This window comes from Streptomyces sp. NEAU-YJ-81, from assembly GCF_017592595.1.
Classification (GTDB): domain Bacteria; phylum Actinomycetota; class Actinomycetes; order Streptomycetales; family Streptomycetaceae; genus Streptomyces; species Streptomyces hygroscopicus_B.
This window is the reverse complement of the sequence record NZ_JAGFNO010000018.1, coordinates 92,683-110,476: the sequence shown is the minus strand read 5'-3', so window position 1 is coordinate 110,476 and position 17,794 is coordinate 92,683. Positions and strand designations below refer to the sequence as shown.

Annotated in this window: 15 protein-coding genes and 1 pseudogene; 8 read left to right on the top strand and 8 right to left on the bottom strand. The window is 72.3% G+C overall.

Annotation, left to right across the window (positions count from 1 at the left end; translation table 11 throughout):
- Positions 1–73: 73 nt before the first annotated feature.
- Together J5X86_RS31385 and J5X86_RS31380 are read right to left on the bottom strand one after the other, a co-directional pair.
- Positions 74–1,465, bottom strand: coding sequence for a DEAD/DEAH box helicase (locus tag J5X86_RS31385; RefSeq protein ID WP_208520076.1), 1,392 nt, complete (start codon positions 1,463–1,465; stop codon positions 74–76).
- A 98-nt stretch (positions 1,466–1,563) separates the two neighbouring features.
- Entirely contained in the window at positions 1,564–1,767 is a 204-nt protein-coding gene (locus J5X86_RS31380) for a cold-shock protein (RefSeq protein WP_010986199.1), read from the bottom strand.
- 295 nt (positions 1,768–2,062) lie between these two features.
- On the opposite strand from J5X86_RS31380, the gene J5X86_RS31375 reads away from it, so the two are divergent.
- The 3 genes from J5X86_RS31375 to J5X86_RS31365 all read left to right on the top strand — a co-directional run bounded on the left by J5X86_RS31375 (position 2,063) and on the right by J5X86_RS31365 (position 3,522).
- Positions 2,063–2,362 carry an SCO5918 family protein gene (locus tag J5X86_RS31375; protein WP_078641565.1) on the top strand — a complete coding sequence of 100 codons (300 nt, stop codon included), beginning with the start codon at positions 2,063–2,065 and terminating at the stop codon, positions 2,360–2,362.
- A 156-nt stretch (positions 2,363–2,518) separates the two neighbouring features.
- Positions 2,519–2,896 carry a helix-turn-helix transcriptional regulator gene (locus J5X86_RS31370; protein ID WP_208520075.1) on the top strand — a complete coding sequence of 126 codons (378 nt, stop codon included), beginning with the start codon at positions 2,519–2,521 and terminating at the stop codon, positions 2,894–2,896.
- Positions 2,893–3,522: an SRPBCC family protein gene (locus J5X86_RS31365; protein ID WP_208520074.1), complete on the top strand. Its 630-nt coding sequence runs from the start codon at positions 2,893–2,895 to the stop codon at positions 3,520–3,522. Before J5X86_RS31370 ends, J5X86_RS31365 begins: the two co-directional genes overlap by 4 nt.
- A gap of 75 nt (positions 3,523–3,597) precedes the next feature.
- On the opposite strand, the gene J5X86_RS31360 is transcribed toward J5X86_RS31365, so the two are convergent.
- From J5X86_RS31360 to J5X86_RS31345, 4 genes are all read right to left on the bottom strand, one after another.
- Entirely contained in the window at positions 3,598–4,488 is an 891-nt protein-coding gene (locus J5X86_RS31360) for an endonuclease/exonuclease/phosphatase family protein (RefSeq protein ID WP_374229312.1), read from the bottom strand.
- Positions 4,489–5,378: 890 nt separating this feature from the next.
- Complete coding sequence (locus J5X86_RS31355; RefSeq protein WP_208520073.1) at positions 5,379–6,638, bottom strand: HAMP domain-containing sensor histidine kinase; 1,260 nt, start codon at positions 6,636–6,638, stop codon at positions 5,379–5,381.
- 1 nt (position 6,639) lies between these two features.
- Positions 6,640–7,440, bottom strand: a complete 801-nt coding sequence (locus J5X86_RS31350; RefSeq protein WP_208520072.1) for a response regulator transcription factor — start codon at positions 7,438–7,440, stop codon at positions 6,640–6,642.
- A 46-nt stretch (positions 7,441–7,486) separates the two neighbouring features.
- Positions 7,487–9,013: a M1 family metallopeptidase gene (locus J5X86_RS31345; RefSeq protein WP_208520071.1), complete on the bottom strand. Its 1,527-nt coding sequence runs from the start codon at positions 9,011–9,013 to the stop codon at positions 7,487–7,489.
- 334 nt (positions 9,014–9,347) lie between these two features.
- On the opposite strand from J5X86_RS31345, the gene J5X86_RS31340 reads away from it, so the two are divergent.
- From J5X86_RS31340 to J5X86_RS31325, 4 genes are all read left to right on the top strand, one after another.
- The gene (locus J5X86_RS31340; protein ID WP_208520070.1) at positions 9,348–10,271 is read left to right on the top strand and encodes an alpha/beta hydrolase; all 924 of its coding nucleotides are present in this window, start codon (positions 9,348–9,350) and stop codon (positions 10,269–10,271) included.
- Positions 10,272–10,371: 100 nt separating this feature from the next.
- Positions 10,372–11,589: an acyltransferase gene (locus J5X86_RS31335; protein ID WP_208520155.1), complete on the top strand. Its 1,218-nt coding sequence runs from the start codon at positions 10,372–10,374 to the stop codon at positions 11,587–11,589.
- On the top strand, positions 11,582–12,955 hold the full coding sequence (locus tag J5X86_RS31330; RefSeq protein WP_208520069.1) for a sensor histidine kinase: 1,374 nt from the start codon (positions 11,582–11,584) through the stop codon (positions 12,953–12,955). The genes J5X86_RS31335 and J5X86_RS31330 overlap by 8 nt, the downstream gene beginning before the upstream one ends.
- Entirely contained in the window at positions 12,952–13,629 is a 678-nt protein-coding gene (locus J5X86_RS31325; RefSeq protein WP_208520068.1) for a response regulator transcription factor, read from the top strand. The genes J5X86_RS31330 and J5X86_RS31325 overlap by 4 nt, the downstream gene beginning before the upstream one ends.
- Before the next feature lie 138 nt (positions 13,630–13,767).
- Here the strand turns inward: J5X86_RS31325 and J5X86_RS31320 are convergent, their stop codons facing one another.
- Complete coding sequence (locus J5X86_RS31320; protein WP_208520067.1) at positions 13,768–15,402, bottom strand: transposase; 1,635 nt, start codon at positions 15,400–15,402, stop codon at positions 13,768–13,770.
- A gap of 111 nt (positions 15,403–15,513) precedes the next feature.
- Between J5X86_RS31320 and J5X86_RS31315 the strand changes: the two are divergent.
- Positions 15,514–16,460: pseudogene (locus J5X86_RS31315) on the top strand (glycosyl hydrolase family 65 protein); the annotation flags it as partial.
- A 159-nt stretch (positions 16,461–16,619) separates the two neighbouring features.
- Here J5X86_RS31315 and J5X86_RS31310 read toward each other — a convergent pair.
- Positions 16,620–17,612, bottom strand: coding sequence for a helix-turn-helix domain-containing protein (locus J5X86_RS31310; protein WP_208520154.1), 993 nt, complete (start codon positions 17,610–17,612; stop codon positions 16,620–16,622).
- Between the last annotated feature and the right edge of the window lie 182 nt (positions 17,613–17,794).

The following is a 17,794-nucleotide window of genomic DNA, read 5'->3' as shown; positions in this document are numbered from 1 at the left end:
CGGGCGTGATGCGACCATGGCGAAATTCCGGATGTCGGCCCGGCCGGCCGCCGCCCGGGCCCCCGTATCGGGCCTAACGGCCGGGGCGACGGCTCCGGGCGGAGCGACGGGGGGCGCCGGGACGGCGCGCACGCTGCGGTTGGGGCTGGGGCGCGCTGATGATCACGGGCACGCCGGAGGGTTCCTGGGCGCCGGTGATCCGGGTGAGTTCGGGGTCGGCGGAGTGGACCTGGGCGGTCTGCGGGGTGATGCCCGCGTCGGCCATGAGACGGCCCATCTCCCGGCGCTGGTCCGGGGTGACCAGCGTGATGACGCTGCCGGATCCGCCCGCACGGGCCGTACGGCCGCCACGGTGCAGATAGTCCTTGTGGTCCGCGGGCGGGTCGACATTGACCACGAGGTCGAGATCGTCCACATGGATGCCCCGGGCCGCTACGTTCGTGGCCACCAGCGCGGTGACATGGCCGGACTTGAACTGGTCCAGGGTCCGGGTGCGCTGCGGCTGGGACTTGCCGCCGTGCAGCGCCGCCGCCCGTACGCCGTTGGTCAGCAGATGCCGGGTGAGCCGGTCGACGGCGCGCTTGGTGTCCAGGAAGAGGAGGACGCGGCCGTCCCGGGCGGCCACCCGGGTGACGACGGAGCGCTTGTCGGTGTCCGCGATGTGCAGGACGTGGTGCTCCATCGTGGTGACGGCACCGGCGGACGGGTCGACCGAATGCACGGCCGGGTCGTCGAGGAACTGGCGCGTCAGCTTGCTGATGTCATGGTCGAGGGTCGCGGAGAACAGCAGGCGCTGGCCGTCGGCGGGGACCTGTCGCAGCAGCCGGGTCACCTGGGGCAGGAAGCCCATGTCGGCCATCTGGTCGGCCTCGTCGAGGACGGTGGTGCGCACCTGGTCCAGCCGGCAGTCGCCGCGTTCGATCAGGTCGTAGAGGCGCCCGGGGGTCGCGATGACCACCTCCGAGCCATTGCGCAGGGCATCGGCCTGGCGGTTGATCGACATGCCGCCGACCACCGTGGCCGCACGCAGCCCCAGCCGCCGGGCGTAGGGGGTGAGTGCCTCGGTGACCTGCTGGGCCAGCTCCCGGGTGGGGACCAGCACCAGCGCGAGGGGGCGGCGGGGCTCCGCGCGCTGCCCGGCGGTGCGGGCCAGCAGGGCGAGGCCGAAGGCGAGGGTCTTGCCGGAGCCGGTCCGGCCACGGCCCAGTACGTCCCGGCCGGCGAGCGCGTTCGGGAGGGTGGCCGCCTGAATGGGGAACGGCACGGTGACGCCCTGCTGGGTCAGCTCCGTGATCAGCTCCTTCGGCATGTCGAGCTCGGCGAAGGACGTGACGGCGGGCAGCACCGGGGTGGAGCCGGGCGCCAGGGCGAATTCGCTTGCGCCGGATGAGCGGGGGCGCCCACTGACGGCGGAACGGGAGGTTACGGGTTTTTTGCGGCGGTGCGAGCGGGTGGATCGGGTCAACGCGGTGCCTTTCGGCTGGGCGTGGTCTGTGGAAATGCGTACGAGCCGGGGCCCGCACCCCTTCAGGTGCGGGCCCCGGCTCGTGACAGGCGCTGCTATCAGGCGGGAACGATGTTCTCGGCCTGCGGGCCCTTCTGGCCCTGCGTGACGTCGAAGGTCACCTTCTGGCCTTCCTGCAGCTCACGGAAGCCCTGGGTGGCAATGTTCGAGTAGTGGGCGAAGACGTCGGCGCCGCCGCCATCCTGCTCGATGAAGCCGAAGCCCTTTTCCGCGTTGAACCACTTCACGGTGCCAGTAGCCATGTCATTCTCCTTTTACCTGGGATCGGTCCGGAACGCGCAGGAAACGCGTCCCGAGTCGCCGAAATGACCCCATCCGGAAATGACCGGCAGAAACAAAAAATGCGCCGGACGCTACATATCGTCAGGCGCACACAAGTCCATGGGTACCAAAACTGCAACTAGTAAGGACCCTATCACGTGCCACCTCGGAACGGCGGGAACCACGTGGGCGATTTTTGCCGCCGGGCTGTGCCATCCCGCTTCGAGGTGTGACACGCTGGTCGTCCCGGCTCCCTTCTCTCCCCGTTGAGGCACTATGCGCTGCATCATCGCCAATTTCGCCTTCGACCTGACCGCGCGCGAGGTGACGGACGCGATGAGCGGCGTCAGCCCGGAACCGATCACCGGTCCATCGGTGCAGATCGGCCGCCGTGCCTACCCGGTCAAGCAGGTCGGCGCCGTGGTCACCCGCCAGGACCGCCGCGACTTCACGGCGGGCGAGGTGATCCGTGCCATGACGCGCCTCGGCTTCACCTGCCACCCGGCGCCCGCGGTCGCGGCTGCCGACCCCATCGAGACCGCCTCCGACCTTCTGGGGAAGCCGCTGGAGGGCTGACACCCACCGGCGCGGGGCGGCGCGGCACGGTAAGGGCGTCGAGGACGCGCTGACCTCCTGCGCTTCCGCGAGTGGGCGGAACCACGCGGCCGTCGACGGTGGCGTGAGTGAATTTAAGCGTTGACTTATATAAGCGGCGACTGGCATAGTCCCGGCGTGCACGCACTCGATGTCCTCGGAGACCCCGTTCGGCGCCGGATATTGGAGCTGCTGGCCGCGGGGGAGCGATCCTCCGGCGAGGTCAGCACCGTGATCCGGTCCGAGTTCGGCATCTCGCAGCCCGCCGTGTCACAGCATCTGCGGGTGTTGCGGGAGGGCGGATTCGCCTCCGTACGGGCCGAGGGCACACGGCGGTTATACGCCGTCGAGGCCGCGCCCCTGCGGGAGGTCGACCGGTGGCTGGACCAGTTCCGGGGCTTCTGGGAACAGCGGCTGGACGCGCTGGGGACCGAACTGGCGCGAGGCAAGCGGCAGCGGCGGCTCGATCAGGGGCACGGCGGCGACAGTCGAACCGGTGAGGAACATAAGTCATGAGCGAGATCGTCGACCAGATCAACGACGTCCACCGCGAGGTCGCCACCCGTGAGGTGCCCGACGGCGAGGCCCGTACCGTCCTGCTGCGGCGCACCTACGACGCCGCGATCGAGGACGTATGGGACGCGTGCACCGACCCGCAGCGGATCAGCCGCTGGTTCCTGCCGGTGAGCGGCGACCTGAAGCTCGGTGGCCACTACCAGCTGGAGGGCAACGCGGGCGGCGAGATCCTGCGCTGCGAACCCCCGCGGCTGCTCGCGGTGAGCTGGCTGTTCGGCGAGAACCCCGGTTTCAGCGAGGTCGAGGTGCGGCTGAGTGCCGAGGGCGAGGAGCGGACCGTCTTCGAGCTGGAGCATGTCGCCGTCGTACCGCCCGAGATGTGGGACCAGTTCGGCCCCGGCGCGGTCGGCGTCGGCTGGGACGGCGGACTGCTCGGCCTCGCCCTGCATCTGGCGGGACAGACGCCCGCCGACCCGGAGGCATGGCAGACCTCGGACGAGGCCCGGGAGTTCATGACCCGCTCCAGCGCGGCCTGGGGCGCGGCATACGAAGCCTCGGGGGCGCCGGTGGAGGTGGCGGCCGCCACGATGCGGGCGACCACGGAGTTCTACGTACCCCAGGGGTAGTCGCGCGGGCCCGCCGCGCGGGCCCGCCGCGCGGGCCCGGCACGCGCGCCCGCCGTGAGGGTGTCCCGGGGCGGGTCATAGCTTCAGCCGTGCCGCCACCGGCAGGTGATCGCTGTCGGTGGCGGGCAGCGTCCAGGACGAGCGCGGCTCCATGCCGCGGACGAGTATGTGGTCGATCCTCGCCACGGGAAACGACGCGGGCCAGGTGAGGCCGAACCCCGCGCCCGCCTCGCTCTGGGCCGAGCGCAGTGGAGAAGTGACGGCGGACAGCGCCCGGTCGTCGAGGGTGCCATTGAGATCGCCCACAAGTACGGTGCGCTGCCGTGGTTCGGCGCGCAGAGCGGTGCTGAGGCGGTGCGCGGCGGCGTCGCGCGCGGCGGCGGTGAAGCCCGAAACGGGGCTGAACCGCACCGACAGCAGATGTGCGACGAAGACGGTGACCGGCCCCTTGGGCGTCCGCACGACGGCGCGCAGCGCGCGTGGCCAGGGCGCGATGTCCACCGTCCGGGAGGCGTCGACGGGGTATCTGCTCCACAGCCCGACCGTGCCCCGCACCGTGTGATACGGGTACGTGGCGGCCAGTGCGCGCTCGTACTCCGCTGTGGCGGCGCCCAGTTCCTCGAGGGCCAGCACATCGGCGCCGGAGGCCGCGAGGGCGCGGGCGGTGCGGGCGGGGTGCGGGTTGTGCTCATCCACGTTGTGGGTCACGACGGTCAGGTCTCCGCCGTCCGCCCGCTTGTCGAGCAGCATCCCGCCGAAGAGCGAACACCAGATGAGCGCGGGCAGGACGACCGCCACGGCGGCGGTCGCGGACCGGCGGACGAGGGCGCACAGCAGCAACAGGGGCACGGCCAGACCCGTCCAGGGCAGGAAGGTCTCGACGAGACTGCCGAGATGGCCGACCTGGTTGGGGATGGCGGCGTGGCCCAGCATCACCAGCGCGGCCACCAGCGCGAGCCCGGTGATGGCCCGACCCCGACACCAGACGCCGGGACCGGCGGCGGTACGCGTGTTGGGCTCGGGTGGGGCGCTCGTGTCGGGCTTGGTCGGGCGACTCGCGTCGGGCTTCGGCGCGGTACGCGTGCCGGGTTCGGGCAGGGGAGTCGCGTCGGCGTCGGGCGGGGGAGTCCCGTCGGGCTCGGGCGGGGCAGTCCCGCTGGGCTCGGGCGCGGCACGCGCGTCGGGCTCGGACTCGGGCGGGGGAGTCGCGTCGGCCTCGGGTGTGGCACCCGTGTTGGGCTTGGGCGCGGCACGCGCGTCGGGCTCGGGCTCGGGTGGGGGAGTCGCGTCGGGCTCGGGCGGGGCAGTCCCGCTGGGCTCGGGCGCGGCACGCGCGTCGGGCTCGGACTCGGGCGGGGGAGCCGCGTCGGCCTCGGGTGTGGCACCCGCGTTGGGCTTGGGCGCGGCACGCGCGTCGGGCTCGGGCTCGGGCAGGGGAGTCGCGTTGGGCTCGGCCGTGGCGCCCGCGTTGGGCTTGGGCGGGGGACTCGCGTCGGGCGCGGCGTCCGCGTCGGGCTCGGGCTCGTGCGTGGGGGTCTGCTGTGCGGAAGGGGTGTCGAGAGGGGTTGCCATGGTGGCCTCACCGGGTCCCGGATGTGGTCGCCGGCCACCGCCGACGTACGGCCTCCGTTGGCCGCGGCGGCCGCGCCGCGCGTGGGCCGGACACCCCGGGTACGCGGGGTGCGCGGGGAAGGCGATCAGGGAACATGCGCAAGGCACCTCCAAGGTGGTTGACGTGCTGCGGTCGCACGTCAACCACCTTGGCCGGGGCGGATCTCCGCACGGCCGTGGCCGTGGATCCGGAACCGCTCGGCCGGTCATCCGTCGTGTATCGAGCGGGTACCGACTCCGTCGCGTCAGCCCGTCGGCGGCAGCCGCAGTGTGACGACGGCCCCGCCGTCGGCCGCGTTCGAGAAGAGCAGGGACGCGCCGATGACCCGGGCCTGGCCCGAGGCGACGGTCAGTCCGAGCCCATGACCGCGGCCACGCTCGGCCGCGCCGGTGCGGAAGCGCTGCGGCCCTTCCGCGAGGAGGCTGTCGGGGAAGCCGGGGCCGTGGTCGCGGACGGCGACCGTCGTTCCCTCCACGGTGACCTCGACCGGCGCGGCGCCGTGCCGGTGGGCGTTGCCGAGCAGGTTGGCGAGGATCCGGTCGAGCCGGCGCGGGTCCGTCTCGACCACGACGGGCGCGGCGCCGACCGCGAGACGCGCGTCGAGGCCGGTGCGGGCCAGCGAGCCCCGGACCAGGTCGGGGAGGGCGACGGGCCGCAGGTCGGCGCGTTCCACACCGGCGTCGAGACGGGAGATCTCCAGCAGGTCCTCGACGAGGGTGCGCAGCACCCGGACCCGGTCCCTCACAAGATCGGTGGCTTCGCTCTCCGGGAGCAGTTCGGTGGAGGTGACCAGGCCCATCAGCGGGGTGCGCAACTCGTGCGCGACATCGGCGGTGAAGCGCTGCTCACTGCGCAGCCGGTCCCGCAGGCTGTCGGCCATGGAGTCGACCGTGGCCGAGATCTCGGTGATCTCGTCGCCCGCCCGGCCGCCCTCCTCGGTCCTGGCGGCCAGGTCGCCCGAGGCGATGCGCCGTGCGGTCCGCGCCACCCGCCGCAGCCGCCGGTTGGGGAGTTCGGCGGCGAGGGCGGACAGGGGCACGATGACGGCCAGCGCGGCCAGCGAGTACTTCCACATGTGGCGGTCCAGGGCGCGGCGGCTGAGCTGGTCGGGCGTCATGTCGATCGCGATCGCCGCCAGGCGGTCACCGGACAGCCGCCGCCCGGCCCACATCCGCGGCCGGTACGGGTCGCTCTCGTCGTATACGGCGGCGCTTCCCCGGGCGCGGACCATCCGCACCAGCTTCGGGGGCATCTCGCCAGGGGTGTGCACGAGGGCGTCGGACCCGCCTCCACCGCCCGGGGCGAGGGCGGTGTCCAGGGCGGTGTACGCCTTGCCGGCGCCCTCGTTCATGGACCGTTCGTACGTGCTGTGGTGCACCAGAAGGCCGACCGTCAGCGCGATGCCGCAGCACGCCGCGGCCACCAGCAGGGCGATCTTCCAGCGCAGCGAGCGCCAGTTGAGCAGGGCGCGTGGCTGGGTGAGCAGGGCGCGTGACGTTCCCACGTCAGCGCCTCAGCTTGTAGCCGAAGCCGCGGACCGTCTCGATCCGCCCGGCGCCGATCTTCTTGCGCAGCCGCTGCACACACAGGTCGACGACGCGGGTGTCGCCGTCCCAGTCGTAGTCCCAGACGTCGCGCAGCAGCGTCTCCCGGTCGAGGACGATGCCGGGGTGCGCGGCGAACTCCAGCAGCAGCCGCAGTTCGGTGGGTGCCAGCGCGATCGGCTCACCGGCCAGGAACACCTCCAGGCCGCCCGTGTCGATGGCCAGGTCCCCGAAGCGGAGCCGCGCACGGTGGTGGTGGCGCGGACCGGGCTGGGGACCCGCGGATCCGGCCGCCGCCGGGGCGGCCGGATCCGCGGATGCCCCGGCCGGTGAGTAGGTGACCGGTGAAGAGGTGGCCGGTGGATACGTGGCCCGCCGCAGCAGCGACCGGATCCGGGCCACCAGCACCGCGGTGTCGACCGGCTTGACGACGTAGTCGTCGGCGCCCGCCTCCAGGCCGGATATGACGTCCAGATCGTCGCCGCGCGCCGACATCATCAGGATCGGATCCATGCTGGTCTCCCGGATCCGGCGGCACAGCCCGATGCCGTCGAGCCCGGGCAGCATCACGTCCAGCAGCAGCAGATCATGCTCGCCCGCCCGGAACAGTTCGAGACCGGTCAGCCCGTCACCGGCCGTGGACACGCGGTAGCCGTAGCGCTCCAGAGCCATCGCGACCGACCTGCGGATCACCTCGTCGTCCTCCACGAGGAGGACCGTGACGGGAAGGGGACCACCGTGACCGGTGGCTATATGCGACATTTTCACCAACCTGTGCGAAGGGGGAGCCCCCCATCATGCCGTTATGTCACGAGCTCTTCGGCGGCTCCGGGGCCACCCAGTCCGGGTGGCCCGCCATGGGCGGAGTCTTCTCGTCGTACAGCCAGCCGTTGATGTACCCGGTGAAGTCCCGGCCGCTGATCTCGTTCGCCACCGCGATGTAGTCCCGGGTGTCGGCGTTCCTGCCCCGGTACCGGTCGAAGAAGGTCCGCTCGATCTTCTTGAAGACGGCGTCACCGACCTGGTGACGCAGCCCGGCGAGCATCAGTACACCCGCGTTGTTGCCGCCGACCAGCGCGTCGATGGCCTCCTTGGGCCGGTTCGGGGGGCCGCTCGCGGCGCGGCTCTCGGGGTCGAACTCGTACCGCGCCTTGAGCACGGTGTCCAGGTCCCGCCAGCCCCGGTGCACGGTGTACAGCAACTGGTAGTAGTCGGCGTGGCCCTCGCTGATCCAGTTGGTGTCCCAGTTCGAGACGGCGAGCGCGTCCCCGAAGTACTGATGCACCATCTCGTGGACCATGGTCGGTTCGAGCTGCTCCGCCGGCCCCTGGAGGTTCCCGGCGGCGAACGTGGACAGGGTCGCCGATTCGAAGGCCACCCCCAGATAGCCCTCGGGCACGCCGAGCACCCCGTAGGTCTCCAGCGGGAACGGCCGGCCGAGCTCCTTCTCGAACCAGGAGAGCTGGTCCGGTATGCGGTCGACCAGCGGCTTGGCCGCCTCGAACGCGTCGGTGCCGACATAGCTGCGCAGCGGCAGCCCGTGGGGGCCGCGGCCCCGGATCTCCTTGTAGTGCCCGACACCGACCTGGACGACCTGGGTGGAGACCTCGTCGGCGGTCGAGAAGACGGTGGTGGCGTCGTCGCCCGCCGTCGTCCGCGAACGCGGCGTCCCGATGCCCACGGCCTGAAGGTCCTTCGGCGCGGTGACGCGGAAGGTGAACCGGGCCTTGTCGGTGGGGTAGTCGTTGGCGGGGAAGAACATATGCGCCCGGTCCGGCTGGCCGAACACCACGAAGCCGTCCTTCTTGTTCACCCACGGGGTCAGGCGCGGTGCGGGGCTGGTCGGGTCGCCGGGCCGGGCCCGGTTGTCGCTCCGGTCGACGCGGTAGGCGATGTTCACGTCGAACGACCGGCCCTTGCCGAGCGCCTGCCGAGGGGTGATGTCCAGCTTCTCGCCCGCCTTGTCCACGGCGAAGCGGGCCGGCTCGCCCTGGACGGTGACCGTCTTGATCTCGTCCACGGCCGCGTCGAGGCTGAACCGGGACAGCGCCTGGGTGGCGGTGGCCCGGATCCGTACGGAGGAGTCCATCAGCGTGGTCCCGGGCCGGTAGGTGTAGCCGACGTCGTACGAGCGGACGTTGTAACCGCCGTTGCCCAGATACGGCAGGAGCCGGTCCCCGGCGCTCCGGGCGCCCGGGGAGGCCGGGTCGCCCGCGGGGGCACCGGCCCAGCCGGGCGGACCGGCCGCGACGGTCGCCATCGCCGCCGTCGAGGCCGCCATGGCCATGAGCACGGTACGGCGGCGGCGCGCCCGGTGGGTGGGGGCAGGGGACATCGTGACCTCCTACGGTGAGACCGGTGCGCCGCGCCGGCGCACCGGCGTCACCTTGGGCGAAGGAGATCTCTCCTTCGGCGGAGCGGGGCCTCCGGGGCCGCTCAGCCGTGCATCAACCGCGTATCAGCCGTAGCCGCGTATCAGCCGTCACCACGTATCGGCCGTGGACCCGGACCCCACCGCGCTGCGGATCGCGGCCACCGCACCGGCCCGACCCCCTACCCGTAGTACCTGGGGACTACCCCGCGGATGCACTCCCCGGTGGGACGCCAACCACACGGCCGACTCCATAACTTCCGTACTCACACAAGCTGTCGGTACGGAAGGAACAGCCATGGCGTCCCGTCTTCGCCGCGCCCTGCTCGCGGCGCTCGTCACCACCTCGGTGGTGGTGCCCCTGATGGGGGCCGCAGGGCCGAGCGAGGTGCCGGCGCCCGCACCCGTGGCGCTGGGGCCCGTGAGCGTCCCGGGGCTGGACCACCGGTACGAGGCCAACCGGGAGGGGATCGCGGCGGCCGAGGCGATGGCGGCCCGGCACGGCGACCGCGCGCGGGAGCGGGCGCTGCGGAAGATGAAGAAGCCGTCGCGGCACTTCCTGTCCTTCGACGGGCGGGACGGCGGCCGTGCCGTCGAGGTGTACGGGGACCTGGGCCGCGCCACGCGCGTCGCCGTGCTGGTGCCGGGGTCGGACACCAACCTGGAGACGTACGACCGGTTCCGGGCCGGGGCCCTCGCGCTGAGCCATCAACTCGGCAGCCGTACGGCCGTCGTCGGCTGGCTCGGGTACAAGACGCCCGGCACCGTGGGACCCGAGGTGCTGACCACGGACCGGGCAGCCGGGGCGGCTCCCCGACTGGCCGCATTCGTACGGGAGTTGAACGCGGCCAAGCCCCGGGCCCGGATCTCGCTCCTGTGCCACTCCTACGGTTCGGTGGTCTGCGCCCGGGCCGCGCGGGGGCTGAAGGCCGCGGACATCGTCCTGTACGGCAGCCCCGGTACGGGGTTCGACGACGCCCGGCAGTTGCACACCCGGGCCACCGTCTGGGCCGGGCGGGGCGGGAACGACTGGATCGGCGGGGTGCCGCATGTGCGGATCCGGCTGCTGGGCACGACCGTCGGCTTCGGGACCGATCCCGTCTCCGGGCGGTTCGGCGCACGGAAATTCGACGCGGGGGACGTCGGGCACAGCGACTATCTCAAGCCCGGGTCCGCCGCTCTGGTGAGCATGGGCCGGATCGTGGAGGGCCGCGATGCGTAATATCGTTCGTACGCGTGACACATTCCGTACGCGTGACACATTCCGTACGCGTGACACGGTTCGTACGCGTGACACGTTCCGCATGCGTGACACGTTCCGCATGCGTGACCTCGTCCGGCGGATCGAGGCCGCCACCCCGCCCGACCGCGACCGCGCCGTGGACGCCCTGCGGGCCATCGCCATCCTCGGCGTGGTGCTCGGCCACTGGCTGGTGACCGCCCTGGTCGCCGACAGCGGCACCCTGCGCGCGGCCAGCCCGCTGCTGTACCAGCCCGAACTCACCCCCGTCTCCTGGGCGTTCCAGACCCTCGCGGTGTTCTTCCTGGTCGGCGGGCAGATGGGTGCCAAGAGCCACGCCTGCGCCCGCGCCCGGGGCATCAGCTACCGGCAGTGGCTGCGCGCCCGGCTGGCCCGGCTGTTCCGGCCCGTCGCCGCCGTGCTCGCCGTGTGGGCCGTGGCGGCGGGGGCGATGCTCGGCTCCGGGATGAGCCTGCTGACCGTGCACACGCTGCTCAAACTCGTCCTGTCCCCGCTGTGGTTCCTGCTGGTCTACGCGGTGCTCACGGCCGCGACCCCGCTGGTGGCTCGGCTGCATCCGCTGTGGCCGCTCGCCGTCGTGCTCCATGTCGACCTGATCCGGTTCGGCTTCGGCGGCCCGGCCTGGCTCGGCTGGATCAACCTGGCGGCGGGCTGGCTGGTCCCGTACTGCCTGGGCGCCGCCTGGGGCCGGGGCATGCTGCGCGGGCGGACGGCCGGGTGGGTGCTGCTGATCGGAGGCGCGGCGGTCACTGCCGGGCTCGTCCTGTTCGGCGGCTATCCGGCGGCGATGGTCGGGGTGCCCGGTGCCCCGATCTCCAACCTCAACCCGCCCACCCTGGCCGCCGTCACCTTCGGTCTCACCCAGTGCGGCGCGGCCCTGCTGCTGCGCGGCCCGCTGCGCCGGGTGCTGGCGCGGCCCGCCGCGTGGGCGGTGGTGGCGCTGGTCAACCTCTCCGCGATGACCGTGTTCCTGTGGCACCAGACCGCGATGATGGCGGTCAGCGTGACCACGCTGCGGCTGTACGGGCCGCTGTCCGGGCTGCACACCGTGCCCGACGGCCCCGGCTGGGTGCTGGCGCGGCTGTACTGGCTGCCGGTGTTCGCGGGGGCGCTGCTGATCTGCTGGGCGGCGTTCCACGGGTACGAGGCGGGGCGACCGCGCAAGGGTGGCGGCGGGGTCGTCCGCGGTGGTGCCGGGGCCGTACGTGGTGGGAGCCGCATCGTCCGCGAGGGACGTCCGGCCCGGGAGGCCCGGCATGTGGAGAAGCCCAGTGTCTAAAGTCAAGGCCATGATGGGCGGGCGGATGGCGGACCGGCTGGCGGAGGGCGCGCGCGCTCTGCCGCGCACGATGGGCGAGGGACTGCGCGCGGCGCCGGGCATCCTCCGTGCGGACCTGTGGACGATGGCGCGCGACCCGCTGCCGCGGATGCGCTGGCTGGGCCGGCTGCCCCATGGCCATGTGGTGTTGTTCGCGGTGCTCATGGCCTGGCTCAGCATGGCGCAGTTCCAGGAGCCCGCCCGCCCGGGGACGGCCCAGGACCCGGTGCCCGTGATCGGTCTCGTGGTGCTCGAAGCGCTGGCCGTCCAGGTGGCGCTGACCCGCCCGATACCGGCGTGGTGGCTCTCGACCGCCATGCTGTTGGTGACGGCGCTGGAGGTGGATGGCCGCGTCCCTGAATACGTGCTCTACCCCTGGAACTACGGCCAGATCGCGCTGCACACCGTCGTGCTGCTCCTCCTCGCGCTGCGGGTCCGCCCCCGGATCGCCGCCGAGGCGCTGATCCTGACCCTGCTGGTGGGGACGGTCACCGCGGCCTTCGCCACCCGGCCCCACACGGACGGCCTGGACGAGGCGTTCGTGTCCTTCACCACCGCCGTGGTGGTGGGCGCCGCGCTGCGCGGCCGCCGGGTGGCGCGGCGGCGGCTGGTCGAGCAGGAGGAGCTCACCGCGGAGGAACGGGCCCGGCGCACTCTGCTGGAGGAGCGCAACCGCATCGCCCGCGAGCTGCACGACGTGGTCGCCCACCACATGTCGGTGATCTCCATCCAGGCGCAGGTCGCCCCGCATCTGGCCGAGAACCCCTCCGACGACCTGAAGGAGAACCTCGCGGGCATCCGCCAGAACGCGGTCGAGGCGCTGGCCGAACTGCGCCGCGTGCTGGGCGTGCTGCGCTCCGAGGACGCCCTGGCCGACGGCGCCCGGCACGCCCCGCAGCCCACGCTGGACCGGCTGGACGAGCTGGTGGGCACGGTGCGCGGGACCGGAATCACGATCCTTACGGATGTCACCGGGGAGCGGCGGCCGCTGCCGCCGGGCGTCGAGCTGTCGGCGTTCCGCATCGTGCAGGAGGCGCTGAGCAATGTGATGCGGCACGCGCCGGGCGCTGAGGCGCGGGTGGAGCTGGGGTACCAGCGGCGCGGGCTCACCGTCCGGATCGTCAATACGACGCCGGACCGGCCCGCCCCGCCCTCGCCGGGCGCCGGGCACGGGCTGCTCGGGATGCGGGAGCGCGCTGCGATGCTAGGGGGTGAGCTGACCACCGGCCCGACGCCGGACGGCGGTTACGAGGTGACCGCCGTGCTGCCCACGTACCACCCCGACCCGTCCACCGCCGCGACCGAAACCGCCGAGGACCCCGCATGACGACGACCATCCGCGTTTTGATCGCCGACGACCAGATGATGGTCCGCCAGGGCTTCACGGTGCTCCTCAACGCCGAACCGGACATCGAGGTCGTCGGCCAGGCCGTGGACGGGGCCGACGCCATCGACCAGGTCGCCGAACTGGCCCCGGACGTGGTCCTGATGGACATACGGATGCCGGGAGTCGGTGGTATCGAGGCCACCCGGCGGCTCACCGAACCCGCCGGGGCCACCGTCAAGATCCTGGTCCTCACCACCTTCGACCTCGACGAGTACGTCTACGAGGCGCTGCGCGCGGGCGCGTCCGGGTTTCTGCTGAAGGACGCCTCGGCGGATGAACTGGCCCATGCGGTACGGGTGGTGGCGGCCGGTGACGCGCTGCTGGCGCCGAACATCACCAAGCGCCTGATCGGCGAGTTCTCCCGGGTGAGCGCCGCCGCCCCGCGCGGTCCCCTCCGGGACCGGGTGGGCGATCTGACGGAGCGCGAGACCGAGGTGCTCACTTTGATCGCCCAGGGGCTGTCCAACGCGGAGATCGCCGCACGGCTGGTGGTGGCCGAGCAGACCGTGAAGACCCATGTGAGCCGGATCCTGTTCAAGCTGGGGCTGCGCGACCGGACCCAGGCCGCGGTCTTCGCGTACGAGACGGGGCTGGTGCGCCCGTCCGCGTCCTGACGGGTCGGCGCGCCTGGTTCCGTATCGATCCCCAGGACAGCTCCCACGCGTATGTGGGCAACGGCTATCTCGGGCATCGGGTGCCGCCCCAGGGGACCGGGTACTCCCGAGGGGGCGACAAGACCGGCTGGCCGCTGTTCACCGTTCCTGAAGACTGAGCGGGAGTGAGTCCTGTTGCCAGGTCTCATGCTCAGCCGAACACCCCGAACGGTGGTGGGTGTTCTGGTCGCCCGCTTTCGCTCCGCGTCCGGGCGGCACGACTCGCGATCGTGGTCCGGGGATGCGGGGGCGGGGTCCCTCACGCCCCGGGGTGGCTGGTCCGGCCTGGACGGTCCGATGCCCCTGCTCATCGCTCTGGTAAGCAGGGGGCGGTGTCGTCCGTCGCCGGATCGGGTGCCCCAGGGCGCGCCTTCCGATCGCCACGGCGGCGGCGTCGTGGCGACTGGTCTTACGTTTGCTGCTGGTGAGAGGTTTTTTCCAGTGCTGGGCGCCCCATTTGGAGGTGTAGGCCGGATCGACGGCGACCAGGGGGATGCCGAGTTCGGCGGCCATGGCCAGCAGCCGGGCCCGCAGCCGGGCGACTGGCATGCCGGAGATCAGCTTGCGGAACCGCTTGCGTCGGCCGTGCTTCTCCCGGGTGGTCTCGGCGGTGAAGTCCAGGTCCTCGACGGCGACGGCCAGGTGGTACCGCTTGGCCCAGTGCAGCAGGCGGATGAGGGCGTGGCGGACTTGGGCGTCGCGGTGTGCGGCGGTGCCGGACAGGTCGTAGTCGAAGCGGCGCGGGGCGCCGACCGGGTTGCCGTGCGCGTCGAGTCGCCAGGCGGCCAGGTGATCGGCGTTGGTGTCCACACCGATCAGGCCACTTGCCCGGGCGGTGGAAAAGGGCACGGTCTGGACCGGGGGGACGGTCCAGGAGGCGGTGAGGTACCAGCGCCCTCGGTCGGTGTCTTCGCGGATGCGGTAGGCGACGGCCCGGTTCGCGGTGATCCGGTCGCGCCAGGTCTCCCCCCGGTGCGGGAAGGCCACTCGCGCAGCGAGCACGTAGCGGCCGTGCGCGGCGTTGGCCAGATGCGCGAGCGGCACCGGGAGCCTGATGCTCACCTCGCCGTCCGGGCTGACGCGGATCGTCTCGTTGCCGCAGCGCTTGCCGGACTCGCCGTCCGCCTGTAGGAACCGGCGCGACGCCTCCCACCGAGTCCGCCACTCGGCCTCGTCGAGCTGGGCCGTCTCCAGGTGGTGGCGGGTGTTCAGCCGCTTCCCGCCCCGCACCACGTGCACCCGCCCGGCCTCCTGGTCGGCCCTGACGGCGGCCAGCCGGTCCTCCAGCACGTGCAGGCGCCGCGACTTGGCGAACCACTCCTTCTGGCTGCGGTAGCCGCCCGCCGCCCGCTTGGGGCCCCGCTCCACGAGGGGCAACGACAGCCGGTGCCGGACCGTGTCGATCCCGGCTTCCAGATCGTGGAGGTGTGCGGCCTGACCACGCCGGGCCAGCCCCCACTGATCATGCGTGGCCTTCGTGATGCTGCCCGCCCACCGTGACGACGACTCCCCGGTCAGCGCCCGCTTACGCACCGCCCACCGCTCGCTGCCGTGCTCCAGCCCGTCCGCACACCGCGCCTTCAGATCCCGGGAGGCCAGCGTACCGAGGTGACCGCCGACCAGCCGCAGCACCTCCTCGTCCTCGACGGTCAACCCCTTGAGCCGGTCCCGGATCGCCACCCCGGCGGGGCCGGACACCACGAACGGCGCCGCCATCTCCCGCACCCCGCCCACCCCCCCACCCGACTCCAGGACATCGTCACCGCACTCAACGACCACCGCACGCAAAGGTCACCCATTCGATGTAAGAACTCCCGTTCACTTCCGCCGTGCACACGGGGCAAGGGCTCGACCATCAAGCAGGCGGACACCGTGCTGCTGATGTATCCGCTGGAGTGGCCGATGTCCGGCACCTCGGCGGCCAAGACCCTCGACTACTACGCGGCCCGCACCGACCCGGACGGCCCGGCCATGACGGACTCGGTGCACGCCATCGACGCCGCCGCCATCGGCGAGCCCGGCTGCTCCACGTACACCTACCTCCAGCGCTCCATCAAGCCGTTCGTCCGCGGCCCCTTCGACACGTTCTCGGAGGCGCGGGGCGAGAAGGCGGGCGCGCAGGACCCCTGTCCGGCTCCCCGGCGCATGACTTCCTCACCGGTAAGGGCGGCTTTCTGCAGGTCTTCACCCACGGTCTGACCGGGATGCGGATGGGCGAGGACGGTGTGCGGCTCGACCCGACGCTGCCGCCGCAGCTCCACGACGGCGTCACCCTGCGGGGGCTGCACTGGCGGGGCCGCACCTACGACGTGGCCATCGGCCCGCACCAGACGACCGTAAGGCTGACCGAAGGCGCGCCGATGCGGATCGAGACCCCGCGGGGCGGAGCGCAGCTCGTGAGCCGGGGCGCGCCCGCGGTGCTCAAGACCCGCCGCCCCGACCTCGAGCCGACCGACAACGTCGCGCGCTGCGGAAAGGCGACGGCGAGCACGGAGGAGCCCGGGATGTACGCGGGCGCCGCCGTGGACGGCAACGCGGCAACCGCCTGGGTCCCCGACGCGGCCCAGGGCACGCTCACGGCCGACCTCGGCCGCACGGTGCGCCTGGCGAAGGTCAGCCCGGAGTGGACCCGCACCCGGCCCGCCTCCCACGAGGTGCGGACCTCGCTCGACGGCCGCCACTGGCACGAGGGGACGACCGGCCCGGCCCGCTTCGTACGCGTCACCCTGCGCTCGGCGGACGACAAGAAGCGCGCGGGCATCGAGGAGTTGCGGGTGACCCGGGCCAAGTGACGCCCTGGGCGGCCGGGATGGCGCGGTCCGTGCGCAGAGGATGGGATCCGTGCACAGAGGATCAAGGCACTGTGCACAGGATGCCAATGACATCCCGGCCCCGCTCGGCCCATGCTGATCAGTGACGGGTGAGCAGGGTTACCACGGGGGGAGCCCCGCTCACCTGTTCGTCCACAGCGCCGTATGGCGGAAGTCCCGAGGGGGGACGCCATAGGCGCCGCGGAAGGCGCGGCTGAAGTCCGCGGCGTGGCTGAAACCCCAGCGGGCGGCGATGACATGGATGGGGGTGTCGCCCAGGGCGGGATCGGCGAGGTCGCGGCGGCAGCGTTCCAGGCGCTGGGCGCGGATCCACGCGGAGACCGTGTGCCCCTGCTCCTCGAAGAGGCGGTAGAGGTACCGGAGCGAGATGTGATGGGCCGTGGCGATCGACGCCGGGGTGAGCCCCGGGCGGTGCAGGTTCTGCCGGACGAATTCCTCGATGCGTAACCGCAGGGTGCGCCGACGGCTCTCGGGGGTGAGCCGGTTCTCGGCGCGCGCCTCGGCACCGGCGTCCAGCTCATGCGCGAGCAGCGCGTTGAGCAGATCGACGGCGACGGTGCCGAGGCGCGGTGCGTCGGCCGGGCCGTAGCGGTCGGATTCGGCGGCCAGGCGGGTGAGGAAGTCGGCGAGCATGGCCCCGATGCCGGACCGCCCGGACAGCCGCTGCCCGAGCAGCCGGTTGAGCTCGGCCGCCGGGAACGGCAGCAGCGAGGGGTGGAGGGTGAGCGTCATCCCGTCGACCCTGCCGCGCTCGCACACCGCCAGATACGGCGTGGAGGTCGAGGTGAGCATGAGCTGCCGGGCGCCGACCGTGGCTTCGGTGTCCCCGTGGCGCACATCGCTCTCACCGCGCAGGGTGAGCCGCAGATGGTAGAGCTCCGGGTCGGAGCGCCGGATATGGGCCGCCGTCCGCTCGTTCCGCAGCGACGGTACGGAGGTGGAGGTCAGCATCACCTCGCCGAGGCTCACTCCGCCCCGTACGCTCGCGCGGAAGTCGTGCTCATGGTCGCTGCGGAGCTCCATCGGGATCGCCGTCAGCTCGCACAGGGCGCGCCAGGCCGCGAATCGCTCCTTGGGCGGGATGTCGTCGATCTGGAGTCCCGTCACGATCATCACCCTTTCGCCGTACGGTGGTGAGCTTTTCGGTGGACGCGACCTTAGACAGCCCTGCTAAGTGTTTGATGAACGGTCCGGCATTGAACAGTCCGCTTTTGGGCGATTCCGCGAACGCGTATCCGGGCGGGGCGGAGCGGGCCGAGGCGGCGGCCTGGCCGGATGCGAGCCGGTCCGATTGT